Origin of the sequence: Variovorax paradoxus, from assembly GCF_000834655.1 — a bacterium.
GTDB classification, from domain to species: Bacteria; Pseudomonadota; Gammaproteobacteria; order Burkholderiales; family Burkholderiaceae_C; genus Variovorax; species Variovorax paradoxus_F.
The window spans coordinates 79,124-94,647 of sequence record NZ_JXQQ01000017.1 but is presented as its reverse complement, the minus strand read 5'-3'; the positions used below and the strand labels follow the sequence as shown (position 1 = coordinate 94,647).

Below are 15,524 nucleotides of genomic sequence, written 5' to 3'. Positions count from 1 at the left end.
AGCGGCGCTCGTTCGGCGCAGTGCTTCATCCACCGCCGTCGTGCCCCCACCCCAACCCTCCCCCGGACGGGGAGGGAGAAAGTCAGCGCTCGGGGTCACGGCTGACACGTCGCCCACATGCGCTGCAGATAATTCGCCTCATGACCGCTCTCGACTGCTTCTACAGCCTCTCCTCCCCCTGGGCCTACCTCGGCGGCCCGCAACTTCAGGACATCGTGCGCCGCCACCACGTGCAGCTCACGCTCAAGCCCTACGACTTCCAGGCGGTGGTGCCGCAGACCGGCGGCATTCCGCTGAAGACGCGCCCCGAGCCGCGCCGCACGTACCACGCGCTGGAGCTGGCGCGCTGGAGCGACTACCTCGGCATGCCGATGAACCTGGCGCCCGCGCATTACCCGAAGGGCGCGCCGACCGATCCGAACTGGAACAAGTACGCCGGCTGGATGGTGATCGCCGCGCAGCTGAAGGGGCTCGATGCGCAGCCGCTCTCGCATGCGCTGCTGCGTGCGCTCTGGGCCGAGGAGCGCGACACCTCGCAGGCCGACGTGCGCATCGCAGTCGCCAACGAGAACGGCTACGACGGCGCCTCGCTGCAGGCGCTGGAGCAATCGGCCGAAACGCTGGCGATGTACCGCGCGAACAGCGCCGAAGCGGTGGAGGCGGGCGTGTTCGGCGCGCCGACTTTCATCCTGAACGGCGAGCGGTTCTGGGGGCAGGACCGGCTCGCGTTTCTCGATCGGGCGCTGGACAAGCTGCGCGCCGGGCGCTGAGCACGCGGCCGCTCTTCCTCAGATAAACGACCGCGGCAGCAGCGCCGGAATCAGCGTGCGGTTCATCCGCTCGCGCCACCAGCGCAGCGCCTGCCCCTTCGCGCCCGTTTTCCATGCGAGCCAGAACGCCTCGGGCGCGCGCGGCTCCTCGGTGGGCAGCTCGACCAGCGTGCCGCGCGCGAGCTCGCCCGCGATGCAGGCGCGCGGCAGAAAACCGTGGCCCAGGCCTGCGACCTGGCAGGCGACCTTCGCGGTCATCGAGGGCACGGTGATGCGCGGCTGGCCCGCGAGGAGGCCCACGGTGCGGTCCGACAGCGTACGGGCGCTGTCGCCCACCACGATGGCATTGCAGTCCAGGAGATCGCCGCGCTCCAGCGGGCGGCCCAGCCGCGTGAGCGGGTGGGTGGGCGCCACGCAGAACGCGAACTCCAGGCTCCCCACGGTCACGGCCTGGTAGCCGCCGCCGGCCGGGCCTTCGCCCGCGGCGATGACGATGTCGGCGCGGCCCTCGCGCAGCGCCTCCCAGCTGCCGGTGAGGGCTTCGCAGCCCACGCGCAACCGGGTGCCGCAGCGCAGGTCTTCGAAGGCGCGGATGTCGTCGATGAGCGCCTCGGTGGGAATGAGCGAGTCGTGCACCAGCCGCAGCTCCGACTCGTAGCCGGTGGCGATCTGCCGCATGCGCGATTCGAGGTCGCTCGCGGCACTCAGGAGCCAGCGGCCCTCTTTCAGCATTTCTTCGCCGACGGGGGTGAGCGTGACGCGCGGGCCGTTGCGCTCGAACAGCAGCATGCCCAGCTGCTCCTCGAGCTTGCCGACCGCGTACGAGATGGTGGAGGGCACCTTGTTCAGGCGGGTGGCGGCGGCGGCGAAGGAGCCGTGGCGCGCGATGGCGTCGACGACCTCGATGGCTTCCAGGCTGAGTTTGAGCATGGGGTGGTCCCTGCGGTGGAAAAGGGCGGTCGAAGCAAAGATCGAAAATTTCGATCATTGCGCGTGAAAAGTTTCGTCGATGGCGGTTGCCGGGGGCTCGATGATTCAGCCCATGCCAAGGAGATTCCCTCCGAAAGCAATTGTGAATTCAATCGATTATCCCTTCAACCTCCAGGAGTCTTCCATGTCCGTCAAAGCCACCCCCACCGCCACCGCAACCGCCGGTTCCAAGCTGCTGACCCCCGCCGACCACACGCTGGTGATGATCGACTTCCAGTCGCAGATGGCCTTTGCCACGCACTCGATCGACGCGGTGAACCTGCGCAACAACGCGGCGCTGGTGGCACAGGCCGCGGCCGGCTTCAAGGTCTCGACGATCCTCACGACGGTGGCCGAGAAGAGCTTCTCGGGCCCGATGTTCAGCGAGATCGCCGACGCCTTCCCGGGCCAGAAGATGCTCGACCGCACCTCGATGAACACCTGGGAAGACGCCGCCGTGATCGACCGCGTGAACGAAATCGGCAAGCCGCGCATCGTGCTGGCGGGCCTGTGGACCAGCGTGTGCATCGTGGGCCCGGCGCTGTCGGCGCTGGACCAGGGCTTCGAGGTGTACGTGATCGCCGATGCCTGCGGCGACGTTTCCACCGAGGCGCACGACCGCGCGATGGACCGCATGGTGCAGGCCGGCGCGCGCCCGATGACCTCGCTGCAATACCTGCTGGAGCTGCAGCGCGACTGGGCCCGCGGCGACACCTACGAGCTGACCACCGGCATCGCGAAGAAGGTGGGCGGCGCGTACGGCATCGGCATCAACTACGCCAAGAGCATGTTCGGCGCGCACGAAGGTTGAGCACCACCGAATAAAGAAGCGCCCGCCATGAAGACCTACGTCGTTTCCCTCGCCCTCGGCCTTCTGGTCGGCGTGATCTACGCGCTCTTCCAGGTGCGCTCGCCGGCGCCGCCGGTGATCGCCCTGGTGGGGCTCCTGGGCATCCTGCTCGGCGAGCAGATCCCGCCGCTCATCAAGAGCTTCGTCGCCCCGCCGGCGACCGCCACCTCGTGGCTGCACCACCAGGTGAAGCCGCATGTGTTCGGCGAGCTGCCCAAGTGCGCGCAGCCTTCGGTGGCAAAAGCCGGCGACGTGTCGCCGACCAAGGAGCACAGCGCATGACATTCCCCGCATACCCCGATCCGAAACGCCGCCGCCTGCTGGGCGCGCTCGGCGCCACCCTCGCAGCCCCCGGCCTCGCGGCCGCTTCCGCTTCTTTCTCCGACACCATGGCCACCACCGACACCCCCGACCTCATCCTGCGCAACGGCCGCTTCACCACGCTGGACCGCGCCAACCCCACGGCCGACGCGGTGGCCATCAAGGACGGCCGCTTCATCCGCGTGGGCCGCGCCGAAGACGTGATGCCGCTGGCCGGCAGCCGCACCCGCGTGATCGACCTGCAGGGCAAGCGCGTGCTGCCGGGTCTCATCGACAACCACCTGCACATCATTCGCGGCGGGCTGAACTACAACATGGAGCTGCGCTGGGACGGCGTGCGCAGCCTGGCCGATGCGATGTCGATGCTGCGGCGGCAAGTGGCGATCACGCCCGCGCCGCAGTGGGTGCGCGTGGTGGGCGGCTTCACCGAGCACCAGTTCGCCGAGAAGCGCCTGCCGACCATCGCCGAGCTGAACGCGGTGGCGCCCGATACGCCCGTGTTCATCCTGCACCTGTACGACCGCGCGCTGCTCAACGGCGCCGCGCTGCGCGCCGTGGGCTACACGAAAGACACGCCCGCGCCCCCCGGCGGCGAGATCGTGCGCGACAGCGCCGGCAACCCCACGGGCCTGCTGCTCGCCAAGCCGAACGCGGCCATCCTCTACGCGACGCTGGCCAAGGGGCCGAAGCTGCCGTTCGACTACCAGCTCAATTCCACGCGCCACTTCATGCGCGAGCTCAACCGCCTGGGCGTGACAGGCGCCATCGACGCGGGCGGCGGCAACCAGAACTTTCCCGACGACTACGAAGTGATCCGGAAGCTCCACGACGACGGGCAGCTCACCATTCGCCTGGCCTACAACCTCTTCACGCAGAAGCCCAAGGCCGAGAAGGAAGACTTCCTGAACTGGACGGCCAACTCCACCTACAAGCAGGGCGACGACTATTTCCGCCACAACGGCGCGGGCGAGATGCTGGTGTTCTCTGCCGCCGACTTCGAAGACTTCCGCCAGCCGCGCCCCGACCTGGCGCCCGAGATGGAAGGCGAGCTCGAAGGCGTGGTGCGCATCCTGGCGCAGAACCGCTGGCCCTGGCGCATGCACGCGACCTACGACGAAACCATCAGCCGTTCGCTCGACGTGTTCGAGAAGGTCAACAAGGACACCCCGCTCGCGGGCCTGAACTGGTTCTTCGACCACGCCGAGACGATCTCCGAGAAGTCGATGGACCGCATCGCGGCGCTGGGCGGCGGCGTGGCGGTGCAGCACCGCATGGCCTACCAGGGCGAGTATTTCGTGGAGCGCTACGGCCCCGGCGCGGCCGAGGCCACGCCGCCGGTCAAGCGCATGCTGGAGAAGGGCATGAAGGTCTCGGCCGGCACCGACGCGACGCGCGTGGCCTCGTACAACCCGTGGGTGTCGCTGTCGTGGCTGGTCACGGGCAAGACGGTGGGCGGCATGCAGCTCTACCCCCAGCGCAACTGCCTGGACCGCGAAGGCGCGCTGCGCATGTGGACCGAGAACGTCACCTGGTTCTCGAACGAGCAGGGCAAGAAGGGGCGCATCGAGGCCGGGCAGCTGGCCGACCTGGTGGTGCCAGACCGCGATTTCTTCGCGTGTGCCGAATCGGAGATCGCCGACACCACGGCGCTGCTCACGATGGTGGGCGGCAAGGTGGTCTACGGCGCCGGCCCGTTCGCCGCGCACGACGAAGGCACGCTGCCGCCGGCCATGCCCGACTGGTCGCCCGCGCGCACCTTCGGTGGCTACGCCGGCTGGGCCGACACGGCCGAAGGTGCGCCCCTGCAGAAGGCGATGCGCAACGCTGCCATGTCCTGCGCCTGCGCCAACGACTGCAACGTGCACGGCCACCAGCACGCCACGGCATGGAGCAGCAAGCTACCGATTGCCGACCTCAAGAGCTTCTGGGGCGCGCTCGGCTGCGCCTGCTGGGCGGTGTGATGAAGACGATGCACTGGACCCTTTCACCCGCCGTGCGCTGGGTTGCCTTGCTGCTCCTGTGCGCGGCCTACCTGCAGGGCGGGCTGAACAAGGCGATGGACTTCGGCGCGGCCATCGGCGAGATGAACCACTTCGGGCTGTCGCCCGCCGGCCCGCTCGCGGTGGCGGTGATCGTGCTGGAGCTGGGCGCCGCGGCGCTCATACTCACCGGCTTCTGGCGCTGGCTGGGCGCGCTCGCGCTCGGGGCCTTCACGCTGATGGCGACCTTCGTCGCGCTGCGCTTCTGGGAGATGCCCTTGGGGCAGGAGCGCTTCATGGCGGCCAACTCCTTTTTCGAACACCTGGGACTGGTCGGCGGCTTCCTGCTCGTCGCCTGGCTCGACCTGAAAGAACGCACCGATGCCTGAAACCCAAAAAGCCGCCGGCGCCTTCGCGCCCCTGCGCCAGCCGGTCTTTGCCGTGCTGTGGGCCGCCACGGTGCTGGGCAACGTCGGCAGCTTCATGCGCGACGTGGCCAGCTCGTGGCTGGTGACCGACCTCTCGGCGAGCCCGACGGCGGTGGCGCTGATCCAGACGGCGGCCACGCTGCCGATCTTCCTGCTGGCGATTCCGGCGGGGGTGCTCTCGGACATCCTGGACCGGCGGCGCTTCCTGATCTTCGTGCAGGTGCTGCTGGCCGCGGTGAGCGGCACGCTCCTGGTGCTGTCGCACACGGGCTCGCTCACGGTCGAGTACCTGATCGCGCTCACCTTCGTGGGCGGCATCGGCGCGGCGCTGATGGGGCCGACCTGGCAGTCGATCGTGCCGGAGCTGGTGCCGCGCAGCGACCTCAAGGGCGCGGTGGCGCTGAACTCGCTGGGCATCAACATCGCGCGCTCCATCGGGCCGGCAGCGGGCGGGCTGATCCTGGCGAGCTTCGGCGCGGCGGCCACCTACGGGCTGGACGTGCTGAGCTATGCGTTCGTGATCGCGGCGCTGCTGTGGTGGAAGCGGCCGGCGGCGGTGGACAGCGGGCTCTCCGAGAACTTCCTCGGCGCCTTCCGTGCGGGCCTGCGCTACACGCGGGCCAGCAAGGAGTTGCACGTGGTGCTGCTGCGTGCGGCGGTGTTCTTCCTGTTCGCGAGCTCGGTGTGGGCGCTGCTGCCGCTGGTGGCGCGCCAGATGCTGGGCGGCACGGCGAGCTTCTACGGCATCCTGCTGGGCGCGGTGGGGGCGGGCGCCATCGGCGGTGCGCTGGTGATGCCGCGGCTGCGCGCACGGCTCGATGCCGACGGCATGCTGCTGCTGGCCGCGCTGCTCACTGCGGGCGTGATGGGCGGGCTGGTGTTCGCGCCGCCGCAGTGGCTGGCGGTGGCACTGCTTCTGGTGCTGGGGCTGGGCTGGATCATCGCGCTGACCACGCTCAACGGGGTGGCGCAATCGATCCTGCCGAACTGGGTGCGCGGCCGCGGGCTGGCCGTGTACCTCACGGTGTTCAACGGCGCGATGGCGGCCGGCAGCCTGGGCTGGGGCCTGGTCGCGCAGCAGATCGGCGTGCCGTTCACGCTGGTGGCGGGTGCGGTGGGGCTGGTGGTGACGGGGCTCGTGTTCCATCGGGTGCGCCTCCCCGCCGGCGAGGCCGACCTGCAGGCCTCGAACCATTGGCCCGAACCGCTGCTGACCGAGCCCGTGGCGCACGACCGGGGGCCGGTGATGATCCAGGTCGAGTACCGCATCCGCAAGGAAGACCGGCCCGCGTTCCTCGCGGCGATGAAGAAGCTCTCGCTGGAGCGCCGCCGCGACGGGGCCTACGCCTGGGGCGTGCACGAGCACACGGCCGACGCGGAACGGGTGATGGAGTGGTTCCTCGTCGAGTCGTGGGCGGAGCACCTGCGCCAGCACCACCGCGTCTCGCATGCCGATGCCGACTTGCAGGCCGAGGCGCTGCGCTTTCACATGGGGCCGGGCAAGCCCGAGGTGCATCACTTCCTGGCGCTGTAGCGGGTGGAGTGGGTTTATCGTCACCGGGTCGTCAGGCGCGGTGCCGGTGGCGATAATCCCCCGATGCGAATCCGCTTTACCAAGATGCAGGGGGCCGGCAACGATTTCGTCGTGCTGGACGAAACGCGCGGCACGCTGGGCCTTACGGCCGCGCAATACCGCTTCCTGGCCGACCGCCATTTCGGCGTCGGCGCCGACCAGATCCTCACCGTGCGCCCGTCGCCGGCCGAAGGCATCGACTTCCAGTACGTGATCCACAACGCCGACGGCGGCGAGGTCGAGCAGTGCGGCAATGGCGCGCGCTGCTTCATGCGCTTCGTGAAAGAACACAAGCTCACCGACAAGTCCGAAGTGCGCGTGCAGACGCTGGCCGGCGTGATCGAGCCGCGCATGGGCGCCGACGGCCGCGTCACGGTGGACATGGGCGCTCCCATCTTCGAGGCAGCGCGCGTGCCCTTCGACACCGCCGGGCTCGATGCGCAGCCCGACGGCGCCTGGGAAAAGTGGCACCTCGCGCTGGGCACCCGCGCCGGCAGCGCCATCGTCTCGGTGGCGGTGCTCTCGATGGGCAACCCGCACGCGGTGCAGGTGGTCGACGACGTCGACACCGCCCCGGTGGCCGAGCAGGGCCCGCAGATCGAGCACCACCCGCGCTTTCCGCAGCGGGTGAACGCAGGCTTCATGCAGGTGGTCGACCGTTCCCACATCAGGCTGCGCGTGTTCGAGCGCGGCGCCGGCGAAACGCTGGCCTGCGGCACGGGTGCCTGCGCGGCGGTGGTGGCGGGCATCCGGCTCGGGTTGCTGGACCGGCGGGTCGACGTGCAGACGCACGGCGGCATCCTCACGATCGAATGGCAGGGCGAGGGCCAGCCGGTGCTCATGACGGGCCCGGCCACGACGGTGTTCGAGGGCGACATCGACGTGCCCGATGTGCCCGACATTACGGAACAGCCATGACCCATTCCACCCACGACAACGACGCCATGAACCCGATCACCGAAGACGACATCGCCAACTACCTGGCGAACACGCCCGACTTCTTCGAGCGCCATGCCCAGTTGCTGGCGCAGGTGCAGCTCACCAGCCCCCACGGCAACCGCGCCGTGAGCCTGCAGGAGCGCCAGGCCGAAATGCTGCGCGAAAAAATCAAGGCGCTGGAGCATCGCCTCATGGACATGGTGCGCCACGGCACCGAGAACGTCGTCATCGCCGACCGGCTGCAGCGCTGGACACAGGGGCTGCTGACCACGCGCGACCCGCGCAGCCTGCCGTACCGCATCGCGGTCGACCTGCAGTCGCTGTTCCTGGTGCCGCAGACGGCCATCAAGGTGTGGGACTGCAGCAGCGAATACCTGAACGAAGCCTATGCCCAATGGGTGAGCGACGACGTGAAGGCACTGGCCACCTCGCTTACTTCGCCGTATTGCGGCCTGAACTCAGGCTTCGAGGCGGCCAACTGGCTGCCCGAGCCGCAGGCGGCCATGTCGATCGCGCTGATTCCGCTGCGCGCCGATGCCGAATCGCCGGCCTTCGGCCTCCTGGTGCTGGCCTCGCCCGACGCGCAGCGCTTCAACGCCGAGATGGGCACCGACTTTCTCGAGCGCATCGCCGAACTGGCCTCGGGCGGCCTCTCGCGGCTGCGCCCTTGATTTGCCCGCGCTGGTTGCGTCGGCCCTGGCAGGCCGCGCTTTTCGGTGCGCTGCTGGCCGCGGCAATCGTCACCGGTGTGGCCTATGTGGCCATCGGCGTGCTGATCTGGCGGCATGGCGAAGCGGTGCTCGCGCACGCGCCGCAGCGCCCGGCCGACGCCGCGCTGGTGCTCGGAAGCCGCGCCTTCCTCGACGGCAAGCCGCATCCGTGCCTCACCGGGCGGGTCGATACCGCGATAGCGCTGGCGCAGGCCGGGCTGGTGAAGCAGTTCGTCTTCTCCGGCGGCGTGGACGCCGAGGACGGCCGCACCGAGGCCTTCGTGATGCAGCAGCATGCGCAGGCGGCGGGCTTCGCGGGGCCGATGGTGCTGGAGTCGGCATCGACCTCCACGCGGCTCAATCTCTCGCTCTCGCGGCCGCTGCTGCTGGCGGCCGGGGTGCGCAGCGTGGTGATCGTGTCGGAGCCCTACCACCTGTGGCGCATCGAGCGGCTGGTGCGCATGAGCGGTTTCGACCAGAGCTTCGACGTGCAGTACGCCGGCGCGGCCACGTCGTGCTGGCGCGCGCTCGGCCCGTTGTCCAAGGGTGCATTGCGCGAGCCCGCGGCGATCGTGAACAATGCCTTCCGTGGCCTGCTCTTCTGAATCCCACGAGGCTTCGGCCTCTGCGGGCTGGATCGACAAGTACCTCGCGCACGTGCGCGTGGAGCGCCGGCTCGCGGCGCGCACGGTCGAGCTCTACGCCTTTCACCTGCAGGCGCTGAAGGAAAACGCGGCCGAAGCCAACTTGCCGCTGGACCGCGTGCAGACCGCCCACGTCCGCCGCTGGATGGCCAGGCTGCACAGCGCGGGCCGCGAGCCGCGCGGCATTGCGCTGGTGCTGTCGTGCTGGCGCAGCTTCTACCGCTGGCTCGGGCATGAAGGGCTGATCGGCTTCAACCCGGTGCAGGACGTGCACGCCCCCAAGGCCGGCCGCCCGCTGCCCAAGGCGCTGGGCGTGGACGACGCGGTGCAGCTGGCCGAGCTGCACGACGAAGACGCCGACCCATGGATCGAGGCGCGCGACCGCGCCATCGTCGAGCTGCTCTACGGCTGCGGCCTGCGCGTGAGCGAGCTCACCGGGCTCGATGCGCAGGCGAGCAACACGGCGCTCGGCTGGGTCGATCTCGACGCGAAGGAAGCCAACGTGCTCGGCAAGGGCAGCAAGCGCCGCATCGTGCCGGTGGGCGGCAAGGCGGCCGAGGCGCTGCAGGAGTGGCTCGACGTGCGCGGCGACCGGCCCGCGCCAGCGCTCTTCGTGAGCGCCAAGGGCGCGCGGATCTCGCCCCAGGCGGTGTGGAAGCTCTTGCGCGAGCGCAGCCTGAAGGCGGGCCTCGCGGCGCCCGTGCACCCGCACATGCTGCGGCATTCATTCGCAAGCCACGTGCTGCAATCGAGCAGCGACCTGCGCGCGGTGCAGGAGCTGCTGGGCCACGCCAACATCGCGACCACGCAGGTCTATACGCGGCTGGATTTCCAGCACTTGGCGAAGGTCTATGACGCGGCACATCCGCGCGCGAAGGCGCGCCCAGAGGCTTCGCGCGCGCAGGCGCGCCCCGAGGCTCCGCGCGCGAAGGCCCGGACCGACAAAGACAAGCAAGCAATCAAAAAATGAAAACCCTCCGCCTCAAACCCGGCAAAGAGCGCTCGATGCAGCGCCGCCATCCCTGGGTCTTCGAATCCGCCATTGCACGCGGCGGTGCCGACTCGGGCGAGACGGTGCGCGTGGAATCCCACGACGGTGCGTTCCTCGCCTGGGCGGCGTTCAGCCCGACCTCCAAGATCCGTGCGCGCGCCTGGAGCTTCGTGGAAACGCAGCGCATCGACGCGGCGTTCCTTGCATCGGTGTGCGAGCGCGCGGTGCGCGCACGCGGCCTCTTCGACTTGCAGAGCGATGGCGTGCGGCTGGTGCATGGCGAGGCCGACGGCCTGCCGGGGCTGATCGTCGACCGCTACGGCAGCGGACCTGATGGAGTGCTGGTCGCACAGTTCCTCTCGGCCGGCGTCGAGCGCTGGAAGGACGCGCTGGCCGACGCGCTGCTCAAGGCCACCGGCCTCACGAAGCTCTACGAGCGCTCCGACGCGAGCGGCCGCGAGCGCGAGGGCCTGAAGCCCGTCACGGGCTGGCTGCGCGGGGAGGGCGCCACCGAGATGACGATCCGCGAGCACGACTGGAAACTGTCGCTCGACATCGCGACCGGCCACAAGACCGGCTTCTACCTCGACCAGCGCGACAGCCGCCAGCGCTTTGCCGAACTCGCGAAACACCGGCGCTTTCGCCGCGTGCTGAACTGCTTTTGCTACACGGGCGGTTTCACCGTCGCGGCACTGGCGGGGCTGAAGGCCGCGGATGCGCTCGAAGGCGCCGAGCTGGTGTCGGTCGATTCGTCGCAGCCGGCGCTGAACCTCGCGCGCGCCAACATCGCGCTCAACGGCTTCGGCGGCGAGGGTTCGGGCGTGAAGACCGAGTTTCTCGACGCCAACGTGAACACCGTGCTGCGCGAATTCATCGACCAGGGCCGCACCTTCGATGCGATCGTGCTCGACCCGCCGAAGTTCGCGCCCACGGTGGCGCACGCAGAGCGCGCCGCGCGCGCCTACAAGGACATCAACCGCCTCGCGCTCAAGATCCTGGAGCCGGGCGGCGTGCTGCTGACCTTCTCGTGTTCGGGCGGCATCGGCGCCGACCTGTTCCACAAGATCGTGGCCTCGGCCGGGCTGGACGCAAACGTGGACGGTTACATCAGCGAACGACTGGGCGCTGCGCCGGACCACCCGATGACCATCGAATTCCCGGAGGGCGAGTACCTCAAGGGGCTGGTGGTGGTCAGAAAGCCCGCTTGACCCCTTCGCCAACGCAACTCAGTGGCATTGGCTAAACTGCCCGCCAGCCCCCCCCCGACCCCCCCGACTTTTTAGTTTTCCGCTCCGGAGCACCTACCTCATGGCCCTCATTCCCGCGACCATCCTCACCGGCTTTCTCGGCTCGGGCAAAACCACCTTGCTCAAGCGCATCCTGACCGAGGCCCATGGCCAGAAGATCGCGGTCATCGAGAACGAGTTTGGCGAAGAGAACATCGACAGCGACATCCTGGTGACCGAATCGAAGGAGCAGATCGTGCAGATGAGCAACGGCTGCGTCTGCTGCACCATCCGCGAAGACCTGCGCGAAGCGCTGCAGCTGCTGGCGGCCAAGAAGCGCCAGGGCCTGCTGGATTTCGACCGCGTGGTGATCGAGACCACGGGCCTGGCGGACCCCGGCCCCGTGGCGCAGACCTTCTTCATGGACGACGAGATCGCCGAGAGCTACCTGCTCGACTCGATCCTCACGCTGGTGGACGCCAAGCACGCGCCGCAGCAGCTCAACGACCGCCAGGAAGCGCGCCGCCAGGTGGGCTTTGCCGACCAGATCTTCATCAGCAAGAGCGAGCTGGTGTCGGCCGAGGAGACCGAGGCGCTGATCCATCGCCTCAAGCACATGAACCCGCGCGCGCCGCAGCAAAAGGCCCATTTCGGCGACGTACCGCTCAAGGACATCTTCGACCTGCGCGGCTTCAACCTGAACGCCAAGCTGGACATCGACCCCGACTTCCTGAAGGAAGACGACCACGATCACCACGACCATGACCACGCGCATGGCGAGGCGTGCGACCACCCCTCGCACAAGCACGAAGGCCACGGCCACCATCACCACACCGACGACGACGTCAAGAGCTTCGTCTACAAGGCCGACCGCGCGTTCGACCCGGCCAAGCTCGAAGACTTTTTGGGCGCGATCGTCAACATCTACGGCCCGCGCATGCTGCGCTACAAGGGCGTGCTGAACATGAAGGGCACCGAGCGCAAGGTGATCTTCCAGGGCGTGCACCAGCTGATGGGCAGCGACCTGGGCCCGGAATGGGGCAAGGACGAGAACCGCCAGAGCCGCATGGTGTTCATCGGCATCGAGCTGCCGCGCGAGATCCTCGAGCAGGGGCTCGAGCAGTGCCTGGTCTGAAGCCCTGACTTGCTCCTTCCCCCGTTGGGGGAAGTTTGGGATGGGGGTGCGCGGCCTTCGAGGCTGCGTGGCTTTGAATGCCGCTGTGCCCCCACCCCGGCCCTCCCCCAGCGGGGGAGGGGGAATACCTTACTTGCCCAGCGCGTTCAGCGGCTTGCCGTTGACCTTCAGGCTGCCTTCGCTGAATTCGACCTGCCCGGTGACGTGCTCGCCGTCGCGCTTGACGAAGCCCAGTTGCTCGCCCTGCTCGACGAGCCCGGCCACCATTTCGGGCGGCGGCGTCTGGCCGCTCTCGGCGCCGGTCTCTGCGATCTGCTCGATCCATTGCACCGGCAGCCGCGCGTTGGCCTTGAGCACGCCGCGCTTCATCAGGAGGGCCATGCCCGGGGCCTGCAGGTCTTCGTCGGTCACGCCGACCATGCCGGCCGTGTAGCTGACTTCGCCGCGCTTGCCGCCGATCTCGACCAGCATCTTGTCCAGCCCGAACTCGGGGCTGTACTTGGCCATGGCCTTCAGATCGGGGGCGAGCTGGTCGGCCAGCGCCTTCATCGCGGCCTGCGTGGCCTTGCTGCTCTTGCCGCAGCCGGCGGCGGCGCTGGACTGCAGGTAGGCGTCGGCCAGCTTCTTGTAGCCGGCGGCGTGGATGCGGCGGGCGCCGCTGGCCATCTCGAACTTGTCGATGCTCGTCTCGCCGATCTTGCCCTGGCCCTTGAGGGAGGCGTCCGAGGCGTAGAGGCCGTCCTTGATGCTGGCTTCGCCCACGAGGTCCATGTTCTGCAGCAACACCTTCACGGGCTTGTGCGTGCCGGCCGGCGCGTCGGCGTCGGCGCTGCCGGCGAGGCCCTTGGTGGCGGAGAGCTCGAAGGCCTCCAGGCGGCCCTCGGTCTTGCCGGTGGCCAAGAGCCAGCCCGCGCTGCTGTCCATGTCGGCCTTGGCGGTGAACTTGCCCATCTTCATCTGCACGCCCTTGGCCGCGTCGTTGAAGTCCAGGCCGGGCATCGTCATGTCGTAGCGCGCCTTGGTGCGCGCGGCATTGACTTCGATGTGGGCCTGCGCGCCCTGCCAGGCGAGCTGGCCCTTGCCGTCCTCGGCCAGCTTGGCGGGCGCCACGGCCATGTCGATGGCGTAGCTGCCGTCGAAGTTGACCTTGGTGAACGCCGTCAGGGGCTTGGCCTTGCCGAACAGCTTCTCGGCCTCGGCCTGGGCCTTGATGTCGAGCACCAGTTCACTGTCGATGGTGGCCGCCGCGAGCTTGCCGCCGGCGATCGGGCCGTGGTGGATGGTGTCGCGGATGGTGATGCGCAACGGCTTGGGCGGCTTGGCGTCGGCCTCGTCGCCTTCTTCTTCCTCCGGCTCCTCGCCTTCCGCGGGCTTGGCCGCGGGCGCCTGCGCCACGGCGGCGGCATCGGCTGCGCAGCCGATCTCCAGCGTGACGGTGCTCACGGCGCCGAAGAAGCCGCGCTCGTATTTGCGCTCGGTCACGCGCAGCAGCGCGGTCTGCTTGGGCATCTCGTCGAGCGCGGTGTCGTAGATCGAGCGGACCTTCGATCCGGTCCACCAGGTGCTCCCTCCGTAGGCGACGACGATGGCCGCGGCCACGGCTCCCAGAACTGCTTTCTTGCTCAAGACTTGCTTTCTTTTATCGAATGATCGGATTGGCCCGCGCGGCCTTCGGGCAAAGGCGGACCCGCGTCACCCCCTCCGGCGACGCCGGCCGATGCTAACGGAGACGAACGTCACGCAGACACATCGCCCGCGCATTCGAGTTCTCTATACAATCGCGCGCCTGTTCCGCAAGGCATACCCCGTTCGATGGACGAGATGTGACTTCCGGCACGGGGCGCCGCAGGTTTTTGTAGGGCTTTCGGGGGTATAACCCCGGGGTTCGCAACCCGCGAGCCCCGACAACGTGGAGCCCGCGCGGCACGAAAGCTGCGAGTGGCTCCCATGGGAGGAGACACCCAGTGAAAGCGCGTTCCAGTTCGTCCAAGGAGCCAGTCACCGTGAAGAAACCCGCCGCCAAGGCCACGCCAGCATCCAAGCCCGCCGCAAAGAAGGCGACGGCTGCGAAGGCTGTACCCGCGGCGAAAAAGGTTTCCGCCACCGCGAATGCGCCTGCAACGAAGGAGAAAAGCGCATCCAAAAAGCCCGCAGCACCACCGGCCAAGGCCGTTGCCGCTGCGACGAAGAAGTCCACCGCGCCCGCCAAGCCTGCAACAGCAACCAAGACCGCAGGCGCGGGTCCATCGTCATCCAAACCCGTCGGCCGCCCTGCTGCCGTTCCTTCTGCTCCCCCGATCCCCATGAAAAAAACGGCTGCCGCCTCCTCTTCCGCCCCGGCGACACCCTCGATGCCCGCTCAAACCGCCACGCCCGCACCCGCCGCGCGTGGGGGCCGCGTGTCCCGGCTGTCGCAATTGACCGTCCCCTCGATGCCGCAATCCGTGGCATCGACGGCCGCCAAGTCCAGCTTCTCGCAGGCGCCGTCCACCGCGCTGGTGCCGCCGCCGCCCTTGGCCGTCAAGAAAGACCCCAAGCTCGCGAACAACTGGAAGACCAAGACGCCCGCCGAGCTGACCGATGCCGAAGTCATCGCGATGCCCGACACCGAGTACATGAACGAAAAGCAGATGGCGTTCTTCCGCCTGAAGCTCGAAGAACTCAAGCGCGGCATCCTGGAAAACGCCGGCGAGACCACCGAGCACCTGCGTGAAGACACCGTGGTCGTGCCCGACCCGGCCGACCGCGCCACCATCGAGGAAGAACACGCCCTCGAACTGCGCACGCGCGACCGCGAACGCAAGCTGCTGAAAAAGATCGAGCAGTCGATCCAGCGCATCGACGCGGGCGACTACGGCTACTGCGACGAGACCGGCGAGCCGATCGGCGTGGGGCGCCTCTTGGCCCGCCCGACCGCCACGCTGTCGCTCGAGGCGCAACAGCGCCGCGAGCTCAAGCAGAAAATGTTCGGGGATTGATCCGGGTCAAG

15 protein-coding genes are annotated in these 15,524 nt (G+C 68.6%); 13 read left to right on the top strand and 2 right to left on the bottom strand.

The window, feature by feature from the left end; all coding sequences use genetic code 11:
• The first annotated feature begins 140 nt into the window (after positions 1–140).
• Positions 141–770 (top strand): 2-hydroxychromene-2-carboxylate isomerase, encoded by a 630-nt coding sequence (locus RT97_RS08750; RefSeq protein WP_042578392.1) that lies wholly within the window; start codon positions 141–143, stop codon positions 768–770.
• An 18-nt stretch (positions 771–788) separates the two neighbouring features.
• Here RT97_RS08750 and RT97_RS08745 read toward each other — a convergent pair whose 3' ends face one another.
• Complete coding sequence (locus RT97_RS08745; RefSeq protein WP_042578391.1) at positions 789–1,700, bottom strand: LysR family transcriptional regulator; 912 nt, start codon at positions 1,698–1,700, stop codon at positions 789–791.
• 184 nt (positions 1,701–1,884) lie between these two features.
• Here RT97_RS08745 and RT97_RS08740 point away from each other — a divergent pair, with 184 nt between their 5' ends.
• The 11 genes from RT97_RS08740 to RT97_RS08690 all read left to right on the top strand — a co-directional run bounded on the left by RT97_RS08740 (position 1,885) and on the right by RT97_RS08690 (position 12,535).
• Entirely contained in the window at positions 1,885–2,550 is a 666-nt protein-coding gene (locus RT97_RS08740) for a hydrolase (protein ID WP_042578390.1), read from the top strand.
• Between the two features lie 27 nt (positions 2,551–2,577).
• Positions 2,578–2,871, top strand: coding sequence for a DUF1427 family protein (locus tag RT97_RS08735; protein WP_042578389.1), 294 nt, complete (start codon positions 2,578–2,580; stop codon positions 2,869–2,871).
• A 107-nt stretch (positions 2,872–2,978) separates the two neighbouring features.
• On the top strand, positions 2,979–4,871 hold the full coding sequence (locus RT97_RS08730; protein ID WP_042578400.1) for an amidohydrolase: 1,893 nt from the start codon (positions 2,979–2,981) through the stop codon (positions 4,869–4,871).
• Positions 4,871–5,278 carry a DoxX family protein gene (locus tag RT97_RS08725; RefSeq protein ID WP_172672177.1) on the top strand — a complete coding sequence of 136 codons (408 nt, stop codon included), beginning with the start codon at positions 4,871–4,873 and terminating at the stop codon, positions 5,276–5,278. Before RT97_RS08730 ends, RT97_RS08725 begins: the two co-directional genes overlap by 1 nt.
• Complete coding sequence (locus RT97_RS08720; RefSeq protein ID WP_042578388.1) at positions 5,271–6,851, top strand: MFS transporter; 1,581 nt, start codon at positions 5,271–5,273, stop codon at positions 6,849–6,851. Before RT97_RS08725 ends, RT97_RS08720 begins: the two co-directional genes overlap by 8 nt.
• A 63-nt stretch (positions 6,852–6,914) precedes the next feature.
• Positions 6,915–7,808, top strand: a complete 894-nt coding sequence (gene dapF / locus RT97_RS08715; RefSeq protein WP_042578387.1) for a diaminopimelate epimerase — start codon at positions 6,915–6,917, stop codon at positions 7,806–7,808.
• Positions 7,805–8,500, top strand: a complete 696-nt coding sequence (locus RT97_RS08710) for a DUF484 family protein (RefSeq protein WP_042578386.1) — start codon at positions 7,805–7,807, stop codon at positions 8,498–8,500. Before dapF ends, RT97_RS08710 begins: the two co-directional genes overlap by 4 nt.
• A gap of 14 nt (positions 8,501–8,514) precedes the next feature.
• Positions 8,515–9,144, top strand: coding sequence for a YdcF family protein (locus tag RT97_RS08705; RefSeq protein WP_052810607.1), 630 nt, complete (start codon positions 8,515–8,517; stop codon positions 9,142–9,144).
• The gene (locus RT97_RS08700; RefSeq protein WP_172672176.1) at positions 9,119–10,153 is read left to right on the top strand and encodes a tyrosine recombinase XerC; all 1,035 of its coding nucleotides are present in this window, start codon (positions 9,119–9,121) and stop codon (positions 10,151–10,153) included. The genes RT97_RS08705 and RT97_RS08700 overlap by 26 nt, the downstream gene beginning before the upstream one ends.
• On the top strand, positions 10,150–11,382 hold the full coding sequence (locus RT97_RS08695) for a class I SAM-dependent rRNA methyltransferase (protein WP_042578385.1): 1,233 nt from the start codon (positions 10,150–10,152) through the stop codon (positions 11,380–11,382). Before RT97_RS08700 ends, RT97_RS08695 begins: the two co-directional genes overlap by 4 nt.
• A gap of 100 nt (positions 11,383–11,482) precedes the next feature.
• Positions 11,483–12,535, top strand: a complete 1,053-nt coding sequence (locus RT97_RS08690) for a CobW family GTP-binding protein (protein WP_042578384.1) — start codon at positions 11,483–11,485, stop codon at positions 12,533–12,535.
• Between the two features lie 129 nt (positions 12,536–12,664).
• On the opposite strand, the gene RT97_RS08685 is transcribed toward RT97_RS08690, so the two are convergent.
• On the bottom strand, positions 12,665–14,161 hold the full coding sequence (locus RT97_RS08685; RefSeq protein WP_253278186.1) for a YdgA family protein: 1,497 nt from the start codon (positions 14,159–14,161) through the stop codon (positions 12,665–12,667).
• Positions 14,162–14,886: 725 nt separating this feature from the next.
• On the opposite strand from RT97_RS08685, the gene dksA reads away from it, so the two are divergent.
• The gene (gene dksA / locus RT97_RS34195) at positions 14,887–15,513 is read left to right on the top strand and encodes an RNA polymerase-binding protein DksA (RefSeq protein ID WP_042578381.1); all 627 of its coding nucleotides are present in this window, start codon (positions 14,887–14,889) and stop codon (positions 15,511–15,513) included.
• The last annotated feature ends 11 nt before the right edge of the window (positions 15,514–15,524 follow it).

What these genes read in the sequence shown, in the direction of transcription:
- dksA (WP_042578381.1), top strand. Translation starts at nt 14,887, where the DNA reads ATGCCCGCTCAAACCGCCACGCCCGCACCCGCCGCGCGTGGGGGCCGC.
- dapF (WP_042578387.1), top strand. Translation starts at nt 6,915, where the DNA reads ATGCGAATCCGCTTTACCAAGATGCAGGGGGCCGGCAACGATTTCGTC.
- RT97_RS08725 (WP_172672177.1), top strand. Translation starts at nt 4,871, where the DNA reads ATGAAGACGATGCACTGGACCCTTTCACCCGCCGTGCGCTGGGTTGCC.
- RT97_RS08735 (WP_042578389.1), top strand. Translation starts at nt 2,578, where the DNA reads ATGAAGACCTACGTCGTTTCCCTCGCCCTCGGCCTTCTGGTCGGCGTG.
- RT97_RS08695 (WP_042578385.1), top strand. Translation starts at nt 10,150, where the DNA reads ATGAAAACCCTCCGCCTCAAACCCGGCAAAGAGCGCTCGATGCAGCGC.
- RT97_RS08730 (WP_042578400.1), top strand. Translation starts at nt 2,979, where the DNA reads ATGGCCACCACCGACACCCCCGACCTCATCCTGCGCAACGGCCGCTTC.
- RT97_RS08750 (WP_042578392.1), top strand. Translation starts at nt 141, where the DNA reads ATGACCGCTCTCGACTGCTTCTACAGCCTCTCCTCCCCCTGGGCCTAC.
- RT97_RS08700 (WP_172672176.1), top strand. Translation starts at nt 9,119, where the DNA reads ATGCCTTCCGTGGCCTGCTCTTCTGAATCCCACGAGGCTTCGGCCTCT.
- RT97_RS08710 (WP_042578386.1), top strand. Translation starts at nt 7,805, where the DNA reads ATGACCCATTCCACCCACGACAACGACGCCATGAACCCGATCACCGAA.
- RT97_RS08690 (WP_042578384.1), top strand. Translation starts at nt 11,483, where the DNA reads ATGGCCCTCATTCCCGCGACCATCCTCACCGGCTTTCTCGGCTCGGGC.
- RT97_RS08745 (WP_042578391.1), bottom strand. Translation starts at nt 1,700, where the DNA reads ATGCTCAAACTCAGCCTGGAAGCCATCGAGGTCGTCGACGCCATCGCG.
- RT97_RS08720 (WP_042578388.1), top strand. Translation starts at nt 5,271, where the DNA reads ATGCCTGAAACCCAAAAAGCCGCCGGCGCCTTCGCGCCCCTGCGCCAG.
- RT97_RS08740 (WP_042578390.1), top strand. Translation starts at nt 1,885, where the DNA reads ATGTCCGTCAAAGCCACCCCCACCGCCACCGCAACCGCCGGTTCCAAG.